This window comes from Eubacterium sp. 3_1_31 (assembly GCF_964249515.1).
GTDB lineage: Bacteria > Bacillota_I > Bacilli_A > Erysipelotrichales > Erysipelotrichaceae > Longicatena > Longicatena caecimuris.
Window position 1 is genome coordinate 1 of sequence record NZ_CAXUBY010000007.1, and the last position, 16,121, is coordinate 16,121.

Consider the following 16,121-nt stretch of genomic DNA (forward strand, 5'->3'; position numbering starts at 1 on the left):
TTAGAGCTATGTATAAAGACGGTACAGGCAAATGGGCTATTCCTTATGAAACTAAAACAGTAATAAAGAAAATGTATTTTGCGAATTATGCTGACTGCAAAGGAAAGAAGTTTACTGATATTGTTCCACAAACAGCTAAAAATTATTCCCATGACGTAACAACATTAGAAAGCCGATTAAAGGCGAAGATATGTGAAGTATGTGGGTGTACGGAAAGTGACAGATACGAAATTCATCATGTAAACAAGGTTAAAAACCTTAAAGGAAAATCAGAATGGGAAAAGATAATGATAGCCAAAAGACGGAAAACAATCGTGGTATGCCACAAGTGTCACATGGCTATACATCATGGCGAAAAGAAATAACCTGTAACGGAGCAAAGATGGAGAGCCGTGTGCATTGAGAAATGCAAGCACGGTTCGGGGAGAGGACTGCACAAACCTACCCTAGAAATAAGGAAAGGCGGTGCTTTCCTACTCTACTATGTGGGGGACGGGATGATGATCCATGCGGGCGATCCCATCAGCTACGCGAATTTGAATACAAGCTACTGGCAGTCCCATTTCTACGCCTACGGGCGTTTACCATGATTGGAGGTACTCTATGGCGGCAAGCAAAAGCCAAAAAATCCAGGCCGAGATCGAAAAGGTCAAGGCCAAAATCAACGAGCAGCAGGCCCGGCTCAAGGAGCTGGAGAAAAACAAGCTGGAGGCGGAAAACAGCGAGATCGTGGACATCGTGCGGGGTCTGAGCATTTCCCTGGAGGAGCTGCCCCTGGTGCTTCAGCAGCTCCGGGAGGGTACTTCTGGACAAAGTGTCCAGAAGTCGGGGCCTATGGAAAAGGAGGAAAATTGAATATGAAACGATGGAAGTCTTTGACGGCGGCGCTTTGCGCCGCTGTTCTTTTATGCGGATTCAGCACCACCGCCTATGCTGGGGGCGGCGAGTATGAGGACTACGGCGATCCCACAATGGAAACCCTGGCCCCGGAGCCGGAGCCTACCATAGAGCCCGGCCAGGGCTTTTCGGAGGAGGGCGGTTTTGTGACCCGCGACCTGCTCTATGACGAAAACACCAACAAGCAGTTTATCACCGTCCAGACCAGCGGCGGGGCTACATTTTATTTCGTCATTGACTACGACAAGCCCGTGGACGAGGAGGGCGAACAGTACGAAACCTATTTTCTGAATGTGGTGGACGAAGCCGACCTGCTGGCCGCAGCCGAGGCCGCTGGCGTGGAACAGGCGGTGTGCTCCTGCTCTGAAAAATGCGAGGTGGGGGCTGTCAATACAGAGTGCGCCGTCTGCTCTGTCAATATGGGAAAATGCGTGGGCGTCGCCCCGGAGCCTGCGGAAACTGAGGAGCCTGCGGAGGAGCCGGAAACAGGCGGCAGCATGGGGAGGCTCCTTCTCATCCTGGCAGTGGCTGGGATCGGCGGCGGGGCCGCGTTCTATTTCAAGGTGATCCGGCCCAAACAGCAGCAGGCCGCCGAGCCGGAGGAGGACTACGGCGAGGAGGACTATGAGGACGACGGCCCGCCCTGGGACGAGGACGAAAACAGCGAGGAGGATGAGGAATGAACTTTACCAATAACCCCTATGAAAAAATGATGAAACAGAAGCCCCGGCCTCTGGCCCCCTCCATCCCCAAAGCGCCCAAAGGCTCCCGTTGCTCCGGGTGCCCCTACTGGCGGGGGATCAGCTGCGTGTCCTGCTACCGGGAGCTTTTGAAAACCCCTGCCGGGAGGTGATGGGGTGGCCCGTGAACTGACCCGCGAGGAAAAAAGGAAAATCCGCGCCCTGGTGGTGAAGTGGTGCGCCAACTATAACAAGGAATATGGATGCCTGCCCCTGGAGTGCGAATGTTATATGTTCGGCAAATGCTGGACGGGGGCCTATTGCCGTTATTTCCGGGAGGCTGTCCTGCCCCTTGATCCGGCGCTGGAGGCGGCGCTCTTGACCGAGGGCCCGCCCCCGGTTTTCAAACCCTGCCCCATCTGCGGCGGGGCTGTCCCCGTGGATGGGCGCATGGCCTACTGCTCCGAGGTTTGCGCCCGGATCGCCCTGCGGCGGCAAAAGCGGGAGTATATGCGGAAAAAGCGGAGGTGATGTGTGGAAAATTAGGCCCCGGAAAACCCGCTGATCACAAGGCTTTCCGGGGCCGGTTTTGGGGTGGGCCGTATGTTTCTTTGGCCTACCCCCGTTTTAGCCAAATGCTTTCCACATCCCCACGCTGTCACTTCTGGACACTTTGTCCAGAGGTGGCGGCCTATTTGATTATGACAAGGAGGCGGTATTCTGGAAGAAAATCAAGGCTATGTGATACGCCACACGATCCTGTTTGACAACAAATGTGGCTTTGTGCTGGGGGAAAACCCCAAGGCTCCAAACCCCTATGTAACATGGCAATTCAACGAGCAGGACGGGCACCGGGACTTCTTTTGGGGCCACTATCACAACGAGCCGGATATGGCAGAACGGGATTTTCACAATCGGGCTGAGGACTATCAGCGGCGCTATCATGTGTTTGAGGTAGAGCAGGCCCCGGACAAGGAAACCTACAAATACTACTCCACCCAGCGGCCCATCGACATCGGCACCTACCCGAACAGCTACTTTAACCGTCCTGTCCACATGGATTTATATTTCACCCGCCTGGAAGTGACGGGTGAGGCGTTCCAGGCGTGTGGTGCCATCACCTATGCCCAGCCGCTGACTGAGCGGGAAATGCAGGATTATGAACTGCGGCCCTCCCGTGAAAATCTGGACATCCGGCGGCAGATGGATGCCCAGGCCCAGGTGGTAGGCAAATGGGAGGACGCCCACCATGTCCCGGAACAAAGGCGGCTGACCTGGTTTTATCCCGACTTTGGCAGCTATGTGGCGAAAGAGTATGTCACCCCGGAGCAGCTTACCGCCCGCGCCCGTGGGGTGGAGCGTCAAGTAGCAGCTAAGGCCCACAAACAGGCGAAAGAAAAACAGCCGATTGCCGAACAAATCAAGGCCGCCCAGCGGGAGGCCCTGGAGCACCGGGAGCCGGAGGCTCCAAAAAAGAAAGCCCCCGATAGGGGCGAGCGTTAGGAGGTATGTGTATGGAAAAACAGAGGGAACAGGATCGGGCCGACCTGGAAATGAAAAGGCTGTGCGGCGTGTTTGGCTCCCCCCAGCCCCCGGAGGAGGAAAAGCCGCTGGACAAGGTAAAGGAGCCGCCCCGCCCCTATCGGAGCCGGGAGCGCGAGGAACGGTGAGCCAGAAAAAGCGCCGCCGCCCTGTCCATCTTCATGTGATGGTGTCCGAGGAGGAGCTGGCGCTGATCCGGGAGCGCATGGCCGAGGCGGGTGTCCGTAACCTGGGGGCCTATGTGCGGAAAATGGCGCTCAACGGCTATGTGCTCCATGTTGACCTTTCGCCCGTCCGGGAGTTGGTATCACTCCAGCGGCGGTGCTCCAACAATCTAAACCAGGTGGCGATCCAGGCGAACACCTACGGCGGCATTTACCCGGAGGAGATCAAGGCCCTCCAGCGGGACTATGAAACCCTGTGGGAGCCGCTGTCCGACCTGCTCAAAAAGCTGTCGGCGGTGGTGGAGCTTTAACCCTTGCCGGGGAGCGCAACGCTCCCCGGCTGCCCCGGCTTCTGGACACTTTGCCCAGAGGTGGGGGCAGCCGGAGTCATCCTTGTTGGCCCCCTCTTACTGAGTTATAATATACATATAGAGGCAAATAGCAAACTTTTGTAGGAGGTATGAACCATGCGTATCATTTTGAAAATCATCGCGGCCCCCTTTGTTCTGGCGCTGATCCTCGCTGTGGCGGTGCTCTCGTTCCTCTCCTGCATCGCAGGGGCGCTCTGCTGGCTGGCGTGTACGGTTTTCGTTCTGCTGGCGGCCTGCGGTTTTTTCGCAGGGCTGCATACCGGGTGTATTGCCATGCTGGTGCTGGCGTTTTTGGTTTCCCCCTTTGGGCTCCCGGCCATCGGGGAGTGGCTGCTGGAGCGCCTGTATGGGGTGAAATACGCTTTGCAGGATTTTATGTTTAGCTGATGACCTCTGGACACTTTGTCCAGAAGTGCCGGGCGGCGGGGATTTTCCCGTCGCCCGCTTTTCGTCTATCTGGAGGAGGTGAGCCTACGGCCACAACACGCTTGATCACCCACCATATCAGCAAGGGGGAAACTGTTGCCCAATCGCTGAAAGACCGTTTCGACTACGGCCAAAACCCGGAGAAAACCCAAGGCGGGGAGCTCATTTCCGCCTATGAGTGCGACCACCGCACAGCCGATGCCGAGTTTCTGCTGGCAAAGGCAAAGTACAAAGCCGTCACGGGCCGGGAGCAGCGGCGGGATGCGGATGTGCTGTGCTATCAGATCCGGCAGTCCTTCCGTCCTGGAGAGATCACCCCGGAGGAGGCAAACCGGGTGGGCTATGAAACGGCTATGCGCTGGACAAAGGGGAAGCACGCCTTTTTCGTTGCCACCCATACAGACCGCCAGCACATCCATAATCACATTTACTACAATTCCACCACCCTGGACTATACCGGGAAATTCCGGGATTTTTTCAGATCGGCGGCAGCCCTGCGGCGGCTCTCTGACCGGGTATGCCTGGAGCATGATCTGTCTGTGATCCAAAACCCGAAGCTCCACAGCAAGGGCCGCTTTCTCCACTACGGCCAATGGATCGGGGAACGCCCGCCCTCGGCCCAGCAGCGGGTGCGGCTGGCTATCGTGGAGGCCCTGGGGAAACAGCCCGCCGACTTTGCGGCGTTCCTGCGGCTCATGGAGGAGTCCGGCTTTGCGGTGAAGCATGGCCGAGGCGGGGTGATCTCATTCCTGGCCCCTGGGCAGGATAAGCCCACCCGCCTGCGCTCGTCCACCCTGGGCCTGGGCTTTGACCCGGAGGACATCCGGGCGGTGATCGCCGGGGAGCGCCCGATCCCGGAGCTGCCAAAGGATGGCCCGCCCCCGCCCCGGCGCGTCGATCTCATCATCGACATTCAAAATCGGCTGGCCCAGGGCAAAGGCCCGGCCTATGAACGGTGGGCGAAGGTCTACAACCTCAAACAGATGGCCGCCGCGCTCCTGTATCTCCGGGAGCATGGGCTGACCGACTATGCGGCGCTGGAGGCCACCACCGAGGCGGCGGTGGATCGCTTTCACACCCTGGCCGGGGAGCTGCGGGACACCGAGGCCGCCCTCTCCCATACTTCCCAGCTCATGGGGGCGGTGGTGCAGTACGCAAAGACGAGGCCCGTGTTTGACGGCTACAAGGCGGCCCGGTATTCTAAAAAATATCTGGCCCAGCACGAGGCGGAGCTTTCTGACTATCGGGCGGCAAAGGCCGCCATGAGTGAGCTTTTGGACGGGGCAAAACTCCCAAAGATGGACGCGCTGAAAAAGCGGCGGCGTGAGCTCTCTGAAAAGAAAAAGGCCCTCTATGCCGAGTACCGCAAAGCCCAGGCGGATATGCGTGAGGCTGTGGCGGTCAAGGGCAACATCGACTTCCTGCGCTGCTATCCAGAAGGGCGGGAAGATAAGGCCCAGGAGCGGTAGCGCCGGGGCCGCAGACAATAAGGACTTCTGGACAAAGTGTCCAGAAGTCCAGCGGGTTTGGGGAGCTCCCCAACAAGCATTTTTGCGGGGCTACCGGCCACGCAAAAATAGCAGGTGTGGGCACACCTGCCCTGCTTGCCGTTTCGTGCAAACCCGAAAAACAGGCGCTTTGGAGCGGATAGTGCAGGGGGCGAACATTCCAAAAAGAATATTGCCATACTTCAAATGTTCTGCTATAATGTCTATAAATAACTTTTCAAAAAGGGGTTGACAAGCAACATGACTTCTGCCATCCTAAAGCAAGCAAGCAAGCAAGCAAGCAAGCAAGCAAGCGGAGCGGTGCTATAACTATGTAGCATCGGGCTTTTGTCATGCCCCCAATAATATTGGTATATATAAGCGTTTCTATCAAGGCAGTTTTCTGCGCGGATAGAAACGCTTTTTTGTTTTGAAAACGTCAACTGGAGGAGGATTATGGTATGGACAATTTGCTGGAACAACTTGAACAGTGGAATAAAAACGATGAATTTTCCCGGTGTATTGAAGCCATTGAAGCTATCCCGGAAAAAGAGCGTGGATATAAATTGACCGTATTGCTTGGCCGGGCTTATAGCAATTTGGCAGTATTGGGAGATCACAAGGCGCATGGAGATGATGATGAAGTAGATAAGGAACTTATCCAACACTCCATTGACATTTTGGAAACTGTATGGAAACAGGGAGAAAATGACCCGTACTGGAACGCTCGCATGGGATATGCTCACCTCATGGCAGATGATACGGCGGCTGTTGCTCTTGAATATGGAAAGCGGTGGCTGGAATTAGAGCCGGACAATCCAGAAGCGCAGAAATTGGTGAGCGATTGTGAGGGGTATCTTTCGGAAGAACCAGTCGAAATGTATGACGAGGCCGATTGGGATGCGGTAGAGAAACACATTGAAAAATATTTCGGTCATTATGATTACGTATTTCACGAAAGTGTTTCCACAGGTATTCATTTGGACATCTGCGTTATTCCACCGCGAAAAGATCATAACTATTATACCCTTGTTACATTTGGAATGGGCGCTCATAGAATGAACGTGCCAGAGGAACTAACAGAGAAAAAATTGGAACGGGCAGAGCTTTTAATCAATCTTCCCCCGGATTGGAAATTGTCGGAGGAGGATTGGCAAGAGGAAAAATGGTATTGGCCTATTGATGTTTTGAAATGGATTGCCCGCATACCTGTTAAAGATAGAAATACTTGGCTTGGCTGGGGACATACCATAAGTTCCGGTGAGCCATTTGCGGAAAGTACAAAATTGTGCGGGGCTATGTTATTAAACCCTGGTGTGTTTGGTGAACCCTCATACTTCTGCACTCTCCCCGACGGGGACGAAGTGAATTTTTATCAGCTTATCCCTCTCTACAAGGAAGAAATGGAGTTTAAGTTAGAAAATAGTGTAGATGAACTTATAGATAAATGCCCGGACGAAATCTTGGAGGTCATTAACCCCACGCGCCTTAATGCAATTACAGATGAAGATACGATTGGCTATGATTTAGCGGAAATGGATAATGCGGAAAGTCATCTAAAACGTATCCGGGATTTGCATTTGCCTGTTGATGAACTGGCCGCTTACAACTCTATGGCCGTTTATCTGCGTTGGGCTATGGAACGAGGGCAAATGAGTAATCCGTTTCTTACCCAGTACCGAAATGTGGTAGAAGCAGTTAGGGCGGGGAATGGCCCCGACTTGCGTGTGTTTATCCGGGACAAGCTGGACGGAAAATTGTCCACACAATTTTTTGATCGGGTAGGCTCTGGCTTTGCTCAATGGTATGCCCAGGACAATCGCTCAAACCCCTATGGCTATCTTCGGGACTACCGTGATTGCGCTCTGGCTGTTTTGAAAGACCATACATGGAATAGCATTGAGGAGGAAGAAGCCGCATATTTGCTTTTGCCTTATACCGAGGAAAGCTACCAGGCGATAAGTGCAATTTTGGATAAGCGGTTAAAAGAATTTTTGGAAGCAGAATTTGAAGATGATCCCGAACTGCGTGTTGCACGTGCCGCCGATGGAAAGCCGCCTATCATTCCCGATTGGGACGGTCCCCTATTCTGCTATGCAACTGACCGTATCGCTCAAGAGGGTTATAAAATCAAGGTGGCAGAACGGGTAGCGCCGGAGCGTGAGGAATGGGGCTGGGACACCGGCTGGGGGTTCTTTTCCGATGATGACGATGAAATTGAAGATGACGAAAACGGCGGCTTTTACGATATTCGAGACATTTGCCGCATTGACCCAACCGTAGTGCCCCTGTTGTCCTTGCCTTATGGCACGTGTATGGAGAAAGACGAAACCGGGGAATGGATTGAAATTGAAGATGATGAAACGGAAAGGAGTTAATGACAATGCAGCTTGATAAAATTGAAGATGTTTTATCTGAAAATCTGGGAGAAGGGTATCGAATTGTTAGGGACAATGATGAACTATCTCCAATAATCGAATGGGTTGACTGGGTTAATCAATCGGAAAATGACGAGAATGAAGAAGCTATTCGGGTTGAAGTCCATTTTGAAGATGGCACAGAGGAAACCTTTGAAAAAGGAATTACGCTTCGTCAAATCTGGCATGAAGATGTACTATAAGAACACCCTATATGCAGGAAAAGGAGGAGAAATTTTTAATGACAATAGATGAATGTAAAAAATATCTTCCCAATCGTTGGGCAGAGATTATTCAACAAGACCCATTACTAATGGAAATCTTTGAAGAACATGATTACGATTTGGAGGAAGAAGCTGTACCGCCTTTTCTGTTTCAGGAGTTGCGCGGTGGAAATATCGAACATCTGCGCCCTATTTTTGCTCTCTATGGGCAAACTGGATTAAATATGTTACAAGAACTTTTGGAAATTGATGAAATCAGCAAAGATACAGCAAAGGTTGAACTGCCAGACGAACAAACCAGCTATGCAGGGTATTTCTTTACTCGATTTTCAGAAGATAATAGACAGAACGCTGAAAATGCAGTACAAGCCTATATTAGAAATATAAATCGTATTTTCGTGGAGGAGTTCAAGGAAGCTGCTCCATTGGACGAGAACGCCAAAATAGAAATTTTATTCGGACAAGCTGCCCAGACTTTCAGAGAAGAAGCCTATCAGCAACAAATAAATGGAGAAAGTACAGAAATAGAAACTGATTTGATAGATTGGTGTAGCGATATGCTGTACAAGGAGGGCTATGAGGATATTGAGTTAATGACTGAGGCATTGTACCATATCAACTGCGATTATCTATTGTCCGATTATCTCCAGTGGCCTATGTATGATACGAAACGGGAAAATCCTTTCCGTCCTTATTTTGAACTTTGGAAGATGGGGTTGAATATTTATTTCCCAGAGCGTGGACGTGTGGTACTAATTGGATAAAAGAAATTATCTTGATATACTCTTTCAGCGATTAGAGCAAGAACAGGAAAAATAAAGAGGAACTTGCCGCTTCATCTTTGGCGCGGGGGATGCGTGTTGATCGTGTGTAGTATCGCTACGTTGCTTGTTTAGGTGCGGACTTCTGGACACTTTGTCCAGAAGTGGCCCGGTAGATAAAGGAGGATGATATATGGGCGCATGGAATTATGGTGTTTTTGATGATGATACTGCGTATGACGCTTTGACTGACCTTAAAAATTCATTAGACATAATTGCTGATATGGAACGATATTTTGATGAGGTTATACAGGCTGAATATATCGGCTATGATGAAGCTCATTACGCTTTAGTATCAGCGGCCGTTATTGACAGCGTAATAAACAGCTTTGTGTATAGATGTGATGAGGAAGATTATTTTGAGTGGACAAGTTCACAAAAATGTTTTGACTTTTCTCCCCTCAAACAAAAAGCAGTAACGGCTATTGGTGCCATTCTTTCTGATAATTCTGAATTAAGAGAATTGTGGGAAGAAAACGAGGAATTGTATGAAGCATGGAAAGAGGATAAACTTTCAATGCAAAAACGACTGCAACAATAACAAAAAGGAAAGGTGAAAAATCATGGGATTGTTTGGAAACATTTTTAAGCCGCTGCAAGGAAAGCTGACCGCTAAACAAGAAGAAAATATGAAAAAGGTAGCGGAAGTATTTAAGGAAAAGACAGGGAAAGATTATCAGACCGCCGTTGTCTGGAAAATGACAACAAAGAAAAAACTAACGAAAACTGTTCATACATATTACAACTGGCTTATGGGCTATGGCATAGACGATAATAACATTCCTGAAATCGTACTTATTCCCGTAGATCCTAAATGGGATTGGATTGATGAACCTATTTATTGCAAAAAGACTAATTCCGAAATGACGCAGGACAAGAAAACAAGCCTGTTCATCTTAAAGAATGACCAGCTTGAAGATGGCAAAATAGATTTACAGCTTATTAGTTCCGTGGCGATGATGGAAAATTATCTCATGGACGTTAATTATATGTTTGACTATGAAAAATTGAGTGAGTATTGCATGAAATATTGGATGGGTAAGTGATGGAGTTTATAGAAAAGTTTTTAAGTGAGTATTGGCAATATGTAACGCTTGTGATTGGTGCAGGTTTTGTGATATTCGGTTTTATCTGCAACAAAATAAAATTACCAAAATTCTTAACGAGAAATCCAGACGCAAAATATTCGTTCGGGTTGAGAATAGTGTATATATTACTTGGCATCGGCACCGTATTATATTCTCTTTTCTGTATTTTTTCTTGAGGTTAATAGTTGTTTGGGGGCCGCCAACGGAAACGGCATATAAAAAAACCGTTGGATTGGCGGCTGTGTTGTTATGCGCCTCAAATAGGGGCAGAAGTCAAACGGCGGTTTTGAAACTAATCATTTCAAGGCCGCCGCTTTTTTATACCCACGGCGGCAAAGGAGGTACGCCGTGTTTCTTTGCCTTGTCCATGCCCTTAATTTGTCAAAAAAAGCCCAGGCACCGGACCAGGATATTCTGATATTGGTTGCGAAAATTGTTCTAATATAAATAAATTCCTCGCTTTATGCGCTTGTGCGGCCTTGTGCTGTGCAAGCGCATTTTGCTTGCCTTACTTCTGGACAAAGTGTCCAGGGGTACGGGGCGGCTCCCCTGGGTGCCGCTCCCCGCCAGCCCTCCATTTTGTTTCCGATCAACCAACCCACCGAAACAAAATGGAGGACAAGTTATGACTACAATCAATATGAAAGATTTTTATTATTGGTACATAGTGGACGAGCTGGTGGAGGTGCCCGATGAAGTGGCCGAGGTGCTTCTGGCCAGCCGGAGGAATGAAGCGGCCTATCAGCGGCGGCTTACCCGGAACAAGGCGTTTTATTCCCTGGACTGCGATGACGGGATCGAATACTCCGCGTGTCTGCACGAGCCCAGCCCCCAGGAGCTCCTGGATCGGAAAGAAATGTTTTTCCGTCTGTGGAACGCCCTCAACTCCCTGCCGGAAATCCAGGGCCGCCGGGTGGACGCTCACTTGATCCTCGGCAAGAGCTACCGCCAGATTGCCCGCGAGGAGGGCGTGGATAAAAGCGCCGTCCGTTGTTCCGTGGAAAGCGGCATCAAACGGATGAAAAAATATTTAAGAGAAAATTTCTAATTACCATCTCCATTTGCCCCTTTTTTGTCCTGGGTATATGAGAGGAAGTTTTTTCCCTCTCCGTAAAGAGGACGCGGGGGCCCCAGGCCACAGTGCCGGGCCGCCGCCCTCTTTGCGGGGGAGCGCCGCCGCCGAGGATGCTGTCTTATGACGGGGCAAGAAAATGAGCGCGGCGCTCCCCTATATCTTTATGAAAAAGGGGAACGCTCTATGAACTACGATCCAGAATTGGCGGCCCTGCTTTCCCAGCCGTGGAGCGAGGGGGCCTGCCGGGGCTATGTGATCTCTGCGATGGAGCGGTGCGGCTTCAAGCCCGCCGACATTGAACAGGTCATGCTGGAGCTCCACGAGGTTTTTGACTACACCACCCCGGAGGAGGCTGCGGCTTACTACGAGCGGAGCCCCTATTGACTTCTGGACAAAGTGTCCAGAGGTCACACCGTCAAGCGGCCAGCGCCCTATGCGGGTGCTGGCCGTTTCCTTTATCCATACCGTTTTAAGAGGGAGGTATTTTATGCAGGCACAGGTCAAATACGAAAGCGAGATCAAAACTGCCGTTCTTGGGGATCGGACGATCACCGTCAAGAATGTTACCCCCATTTACCCGCCGCAGGAGCGGGATAAGCGAAGCCGTGAGGTCGAGCGGCGGCTGTTTGATGTGTTTGTAAAGTACGCCGGACAGAGGGGGTAGGCCGGAGTCATCCTTGTTGCATGGGGGCATTAGAGGTATAATATAGTTGTAGGTTGGCTCCCATTTATGGAAAGGGAGCTAATTATGGATAACAGAATTGACGCGATTTATGGGCGGCAGTCGATTGACAAAAAGGACAGTATCAGCATTGAAAGTCAGTTTGAATTTTGCCGTTACGAATTGAAAGGCGGTGAGGGCCGGGAGTACAAGGATAAAGGTTACTCCGGCAAGAATATTGAACGCCCGGACTTCCAGCGGCTTTTGCAGGACATCAAGCTGGGGCTCATCAAGCGGGTGATCGTCTACAAGCTGGATCGGATCAGCCGCTCCATTGTGGACTTTGCAAAGCTCATGGAGCTGTTCAAGCAGTACAATGTGGAGTTTGTGTCCTGTACGGAAAAATTTGATACCTCTACCCCAATGGGCAGGGCGATGCTCAATATCTGTATCGTGTTTGCCCAGCTGGAACGGGAAAGCATCCAAATGCGCGTGCAGGACGCTTTTTATTCCCGGTGTACCAAAGGCTACTATATGCGGGGCCGGACGCCATACGGTTTTGATACTGAGCCCATCGTCATGGACGGGATCAAGACAAAGAAGCTGGTGGAAAATGCGGAAATGGATTTTGCCGAGCTGATGTACCAGATGTATGCGGAGCCGAGCAGCTCCTACGGCGATATAACCCGGTACTTTGTCAAAAACTCCATTGATGTCTATGGAAAAGCCCTGCAACGGGCCTTTATCTCGAAACTGCTGAGAAACCCGGTCTATGTCCAGGCCGATATGGACATCTACGAATACTTCAAAGCCCAGGGCGTAAAAATCGAAAGCCCCCCGGAAATGTTCACGGGGGACAATAGCTGCTATCTCTACCAGGGCCGGGAGGGTGAAGAACAAATCCTTGTAATCGCTCCCCACCAGGGGCGCATCCCCTCCAGCCTTTGGCTGACCGTCCAGCGTAAGCTGTCACAAAACACCTCATTCCAGAATGGCCGCAAATGCCACAATACCTGGCTGGCCGGGAAAATCAAGTGCGGACGCTGCGGCTATGCTCTGGTGGGCTTGAGAGCCCAAAACGGCGTTACTTACCTGCGGTGCAAGCAGCGGGCCGATAACGGGAGCTGCGAGGGTGCCGGTACGCTGACGGCGCAAAGCATGGAGTCCTTTGTGTATGGCGAGATGGTGGAGAAAATGCGGAAGTATCACACGCTGAAAGGCGGCAAGGAACCGGGCTATAACCCCAAACTGACCGCCGCCCGTGTTGCCCTGGCAAAGACGGAAAGCGAGATTGAGAAACTTCTGGACACTTTGTCCGGGGCAAACCCGCTGCTCCTGCAATACGCAAACAATAGGATCGAGGAGCTGGACGCAGAACGGCAAAAGCAGTTAAAGCTGGTGGCCGATCTCACCGCTAATTCCGTTTCGGACACGCAAATTGACTGTATCACGAATTACCTCAACGATTGGGAGTCCGTGAGTTTTGACGATAAGCGCAAGGTGGTTGATATTCTCATATCCCACATTGATGCAACCAGTGAGAGCGTTACAATCCACTGGAAAATCTAAAGCCTGTTTCACTTGGCATTATGCCTTTGTAAAAAATAGTTATCAAAATGCAATTTAAAAAGCTCAAGAATGCCCATAAAGATTAGGGTATCTTGAACTTATGAGATAGCGAGTTAATTATTTCTTTGCTTTCTTTGTTAAATATAAAATACCTATACAAGAGGCTATGATAGGAGTAGAAACAAGCAAGGCATCAGCGAATCAAATGGGGGTAATAATCAGGAAGTGGAGTCCATTTCTCCAGATCCTTTTTTTAACCGATACCTTCATGGGGGGAGCTCTAAAAAGTTAACGGCATCTTTCTTTTTATGTTAATTTTACTACGATGATGATGTGAAAATAAAAAATATATTTTCATTCACAAAGGCTATTCCAAAAATAGAAAAGCGATGAACAAAGGCTTTCTTTTATTGAAAGTTTTCACTTGTGAAATATGGTGATAAAGTTCTTTAGCATGATACTTTATTTTCTTCACTTTTTCCTATATAATGCTAAAGGATATTAGGAATGATGAAGAGGTGTAGTGTATGAATATCATAAAGAGAAGTGGAAAGGAAGTTGTCTTCGACGCATCAAAAATTGAGGATGCTGTCTGTAAAGCAAATCAAAGTGTCACCCATATTTACCAGATGAGTGGTGAACAGATTGCCCAGATCGTAACAAATGTCACGGCATATTGTCAGCATCTGAATCGCAGTGCTACCGTAGAAGAAATTCAAGATAAGGTAGAAGAAGAAATCATGAAGCAGTCGGCTTTTAAGGTAGCCAATAATTATATTACTTACCGATATAAAAGGGAATTGGTAAGAAAGTCAAATTCAACAGATAAACAGATCTTAAGTTTGTTGGAATTTGAGAATGAAGATGTGGCACAAGAGAATTCTAATAAGAATCCTACCATTTCCAGCGTACAGCGTGACTATATGGCAGGAGAAGTAAGCAAGGATATTACGAAGCGTTTTTTATTGCCTCCGGAAATTGTAGAAGCACATGAAAAAGGTATTATCCATTTCCATGATTCGGATTATTTTGCTCAGCATATGCATAATTGTTGTTTGGTAAACTTAGAGGATATGCTGCAGAATGGTACGGTCATTGGGGAAACGATGATTGAAAAGCCACATAGCTTTTTAACAGCTTGTAACATCGCAACCCAGGCGATTGCGCAAATTGCCTCTTGTCAGTATGGCGGGCAAAGTATCACCATGTCACATTTAGCACCGTTTGTACAGATCAGCCGTGAAAAATTCCAAAGGGAAGTACGTCGTGAAATGGAAACAACCGGGGTACAGGTAAGCGATGAAATTATCAATGAAATTGCAGAGCTGCGTGTAAAGCGTGAAATCAAACAAGGGGTACAGACAATTCAATATCAGGTCATTACGTTGATGACAACGAATGGACAGGCACCATTTATTACCATGTTCATGTATCTGAATGAAGTACCGGAAGGAAGACTGCGCGATGATTTGGCTTTGATCATTGAAGAAATGTTAAATCAGCGTATTCAGGGTGTAAAAAATGAACAGGGCGTTTATATTACACCGGCATTCCCAAAACTGATTTATGTATTGGAAGAAGATAATGTGAGCGAAGGAAGCAAATATTGGTATCTGACAAAATTAGCTGCAGAATGTACGGCAAAACGTATGGTTCCAGATTATATTTCCGAAAAGATCATGAAACAGCTGAAGGATGGCAATTGCTATACATGTATGGGATGTCGATCTTTCTTAACTGTATATAAGGATGAAAATGATCAATATAAATTCTATGGTCGTTTCAATCAAGGTGTTGTAACCTTAAACCTAGTGGATGTTGCTTGTTCCAGTGGAAAAGATATGAAGGAATTCTGGCGTATCTTGGATGAGCGTTTGGCATTATGTAAGGAAGCCTTGATGTGTCGCCATAATCGTTTAAAGGGAACACCAAGTGATGTGGCACCTATCCTTTGGCAGAATGGCGCTTTGGCCCGTTTAAAGAAGGGAGAAACCATTGATAAATTGTTATTTAATGGATATTCCACAATTTCTTTAGGCTATGCCGGCTTATGTGAAATGACACGCTATATGACAGGAAAACCTCATACGGATCCAGAAGCTACTCCATTTGCGTTAGAGGTTATGCAGTATTTGAATGATGCATGTGCAAAATGGAAGGCTGATGAAAATATTGACTTCTCTTTATATGGCACACCATTAGAATCTACGACATATAAATTCTCAAAATGTTTACAGGAACGTTTTGGCATCATTGAAGGTGTAACAGATAAAAACTACATAACAAATAGCTATCATGTCCATGTGACGGAAGAAATCAATGCATTTGATAAATTGACTTTTGAGTCACAATTCCAGAAGCTATCTCCAGGTGGAGCAATCAGCTATGTGGAAGTACCGGATATGAAGAATAATATAGATGCTGTTTTAGCGGTTATGCAGCATATTTATGATCATATCATGTACGCTGAATTAAATACAAAGAGTGATTATTGTCAGGTTTGCGGCTTTGATGGAGAAATCCAGATCATTCGTGATGAGCATAATAAGCTTATCTGGGAATGTCCACACTGTCATAACCGTGATCAGGATAAGATGAATGTTGCCAGAAGAACATGTGGTTATATCGGTACACAGTTCTGGAATCAAGGAAGAACGCAGGAAATCAAAGAACGTGTCTTGCATCTGTAGGAGCAATCG

General features: G+C 48.8%; 19 protein-coding genes and 1 pseudogene. All 20 read left to right on the plus strand.

The window, feature by feature from the left end; all coding sequences use genetic code 11:
* Positions 1–365 (plus strand): HNH endonuclease (locus tag ACESSZ_RS04450; protein WP_499842695.1); only part of this gene is annotated, 365 nt, incomplete at its 5' end.
* A gap of 117 nt (positions 366–482) precedes the next feature.
* A pseudogene (locus ACESSZ_RS04455) lies at positions 483–590 on the plus strand (peptidase P60); the annotation flags it as partial.
* A 13-nt stretch (positions 591–603) separates the two neighbouring features.
* On the plus strand, positions 604–855 hold the full coding sequence (locus ACESSZ_RS04460) for a DUF4315 family protein (protein WP_025483358.1): 252 nt from the start codon (positions 604–606) through the stop codon (positions 853–855).
* A gap of 2 nt (positions 856–857) precedes the next feature.
* Positions 858–1,580 carry a DUF4366 domain-containing protein gene (locus ACESSZ_RS04465; protein WP_025483356.1) on the plus strand — a complete coding sequence of 241 codons (723 nt, stop codon included), beginning with the start codon at positions 858–860 and terminating at the stop codon, positions 1,578–1,580.
* A gap of 174 nt (positions 1,581–1,754) precedes the next feature.
* Positions 1,755–2,108: a cysteine-rich VLP domain-containing protein gene (locus tag ACESSZ_RS04470; RefSeq protein WP_025483355.1), complete on the plus strand. Its 354-nt coding sequence runs from the start codon at positions 1,755–1,757 to the stop codon at positions 2,106–2,108.
* Between the two features lie 360 nt (positions 2,109–2,468).
* The gene (locus tag ACESSZ_RS04475) at positions 2,469–3,080 is read left to right on the plus strand and encodes a defense against restriction DarA-related protein (RefSeq protein ID WP_272582143.1); all 612 of its coding nucleotides are present in this window, start codon (positions 2,469–2,471) and stop codon (positions 3,078–3,080) included.
* Positions 3,081–3,091: 11 nt separating this feature from the next.
* Entirely contained in the window at positions 3,092–3,247 is a 156-nt protein-coding gene (locus ACESSZ_RS04480) for a hypothetical protein (RefSeq protein WP_015563773.1), read from the plus strand.
* The gene (locus tag ACESSZ_RS04485; RefSeq protein ID WP_002578766.1) at positions 3,244–3,594 is read left to right on the plus strand and encodes a plasmid mobilization protein; all 351 of its coding nucleotides are present in this window, start codon (positions 3,244–3,246) and stop codon (positions 3,592–3,594) included. The genes ACESSZ_RS04480 and ACESSZ_RS04485 overlap by 4 nt, the downstream gene beginning before the upstream one ends.
* 156 nt (positions 3,595–3,750) lie before the next feature.
* Positions 3,751–4,041 carry a CD1845 family protein gene (locus ACESSZ_RS04490; RefSeq protein WP_015563774.1) on the plus strand — a complete coding sequence of 97 codons (291 nt, stop codon included), beginning with the start codon at positions 3,751–3,753 and terminating at the stop codon, positions 4,039–4,041.
* A gap of 146 nt (positions 4,042–4,187) precedes the next feature.
* Positions 4,188–5,549: a relaxase/mobilization nuclease domain-containing protein gene (locus ACESSZ_RS04495; RefSeq protein WP_054343783.1), complete on the plus strand. Its 1,362-nt coding sequence runs from the start codon at positions 4,188–4,190 to the stop codon at positions 5,547–5,549.
* A 479-nt stretch (positions 5,550–6,028) separates the two neighbouring features.
* Entirely contained in the window at positions 6,029–7,945 is a 1,917-nt protein-coding gene (locus ACESSZ_RS04500) for an immunity protein Imm33 domain-containing protein (RefSeq protein ID WP_025483352.1), read from the plus strand.
* 5 nt (positions 7,946–7,950) lie between these two features.
* The gene (locus ACESSZ_RS04505) at positions 7,951–8,187 is read left to right on the plus strand and encodes a hypothetical protein (RefSeq protein WP_015563776.1); all 237 of its coding nucleotides are present in this window, start codon (positions 7,951–7,953) and stop codon (positions 8,185–8,187) included.
* Positions 8,188–8,225: 38 nt separating this feature from the next.
* On the plus strand, positions 8,226–8,972 hold the full coding sequence (locus ACESSZ_RS04510) for a hypothetical protein (RefSeq protein WP_025483351.1): 747 nt from the start codon (positions 8,226–8,228) through the stop codon (positions 8,970–8,972).
* Positions 8,973–9,162: 190 nt separating this feature from the next.
* Positions 9,163–9,570, plus strand: coding sequence for a DUF4259 domain-containing protein (locus ACESSZ_RS04515; RefSeq protein WP_015563778.1), 408 nt, complete (start codon positions 9,163–9,165; stop codon positions 9,568–9,570).
* 22 nt (positions 9,571–9,592) lie between these two features.
* A complete protein-coding gene (locus ACESSZ_RS04520) occupies positions 9,593–10,075 on the plus strand; it encodes a hypothetical protein (RefSeq protein ID WP_015563779.1) in 483 nt (160 codons plus the stop codon).
* Between the two features lie 667 nt (positions 10,076–10,742).
* On the plus strand, positions 10,743–11,165 hold the full coding sequence (locus ACESSZ_RS04525; RefSeq protein ID WP_015563780.1) for an RNA polymerase sigma factor: 423 nt from the start codon (positions 10,743–10,745) through the stop codon (positions 11,163–11,165).
* A gap of 147 nt (positions 11,166–11,312) precedes the next feature.
* Positions 11,313–11,576 (plus strand): hypothetical protein, encoded by a 264-nt coding sequence (locus ACESSZ_RS04530; protein WP_233513001.1) that lies wholly within the window; start codon positions 11,313–11,315, stop codon positions 11,574–11,576.
* 103 nt (positions 11,577–11,679) lie between these two features.
* Entirely contained in the window at positions 11,680–11,856 is a 177-nt protein-coding gene (locus ACESSZ_RS04535) for a hypothetical protein (RefSeq protein WP_015563782.1), read from the plus strand.
* Positions 11,857–11,940: 84 nt separating this feature from the next.
* On the plus strand, positions 11,941–13,422 hold the full coding sequence (locus tag ACESSZ_RS04540) for a recombinase family protein (RefSeq protein ID WP_025483343.1): 1,482 nt from the start codon (positions 11,941–11,943) through the stop codon (positions 13,420–13,422).
* Between the two features lie 527 nt (positions 13,423–13,949).
* Positions 13,950–16,112: an anaerobic ribonucleoside-triphosphate reductase gene (nrdD, locus tag ACESSZ_RS04545; protein ID WP_331866853.1), complete on the plus strand. Its 2,163-nt coding sequence runs from the start codon at positions 13,950–13,952 to the stop codon at positions 16,110–16,112.
* Positions 16,113–16,121 lie beyond the last annotated feature (9 nt).

Coding starts and splice junctions, on each gene's coding strand:
- ACESSZ_RS04460 (WP_025483358.1), top strand. CDS start 604: ATGGCGGCAAGCAAAAGCCAAAAAATCCAGGCCGAGATCGAAAAGGTC.
- ACESSZ_RS04465 (WP_025483356.1), top strand. CDS start 858: ATGAAACGATGGAAGTCTTTGACGGCGGCGCTTTGCGCCGCTGTTCTT.
- ACESSZ_RS04475 (WP_272582143.1), top strand. CDS start 2,469: ATGGCAGAACGGGATTTTCACAATCGGGCTGAGGACTATCAGCGGCGC.
- ACESSZ_RS04480 (WP_015563773.1), top strand. CDS start 3,092: ATGGAAAAACAGAGGGAACAGGATCGGGCCGACCTGGAAATGAAAAGG.
- ACESSZ_RS04490 (WP_015563774.1), top strand. CDS start 3,751: ATGCGTATCATTTTGAAAATCATCGCGGCCCCCTTTGTTCTGGCGCTG.
- ACESSZ_RS04500 (WP_025483352.1), top strand. CDS start 6,029: ATGGACAATTTGCTGGAACAACTTGAACAGTGGAATAAAAACGATGAA.
- ACESSZ_RS04505 (WP_015563776.1), top strand. CDS start 7,951: ATGCAGCTTGATAAAATTGAAGATGTTTTATCTGAAAATCTGGGAGAA.
- ACESSZ_RS04510 (WP_025483351.1), top strand. CDS start 8,226: ATGACAATAGATGAATGTAAAAAATATCTTCCCAATCGTTGGGCAGAG.
- ACESSZ_RS04515 (WP_015563778.1), top strand. CDS start 9,163: ATGGGCGCATGGAATTATGGTGTTTTTGATGATGATACTGCGTATGAC.
- ACESSZ_RS04520 (WP_015563779.1), top strand. CDS start 9,593: ATGGGATTGTTTGGAAACATTTTTAAGCCGCTGCAAGGAAAGCTGACC.
- ACESSZ_RS04525 (WP_015563780.1), top strand. CDS start 10,743: ATGACTACAATCAATATGAAAGATTTTTATTATTGGTACATAGTGGAC.
- ACESSZ_RS04530 (WP_233513001.1), top strand. CDS start 11,313: ATGACGGGGCAAGAAAATGAGCGCGGCGCTCCCCTATATCTTTATGAA.
- ACESSZ_RS04535 (WP_015563782.1), top strand. CDS start 11,680: ATGCAGGCACAGGTCAAATACGAAAGCGAGATCAAAACTGCCGTTCTT.
- ACESSZ_RS04540 (WP_025483343.1), top strand. CDS start 11,941: ATGGATAACAGAATTGACGCGATTTATGGGCGGCAGTCGATTGACAAA.
- nrdD (WP_331866853.1), top strand. CDS start 13,950: ATGAATATCATAAAGAGAAGTGGAAAGGAAGTTGTCTTCGACGCATCA.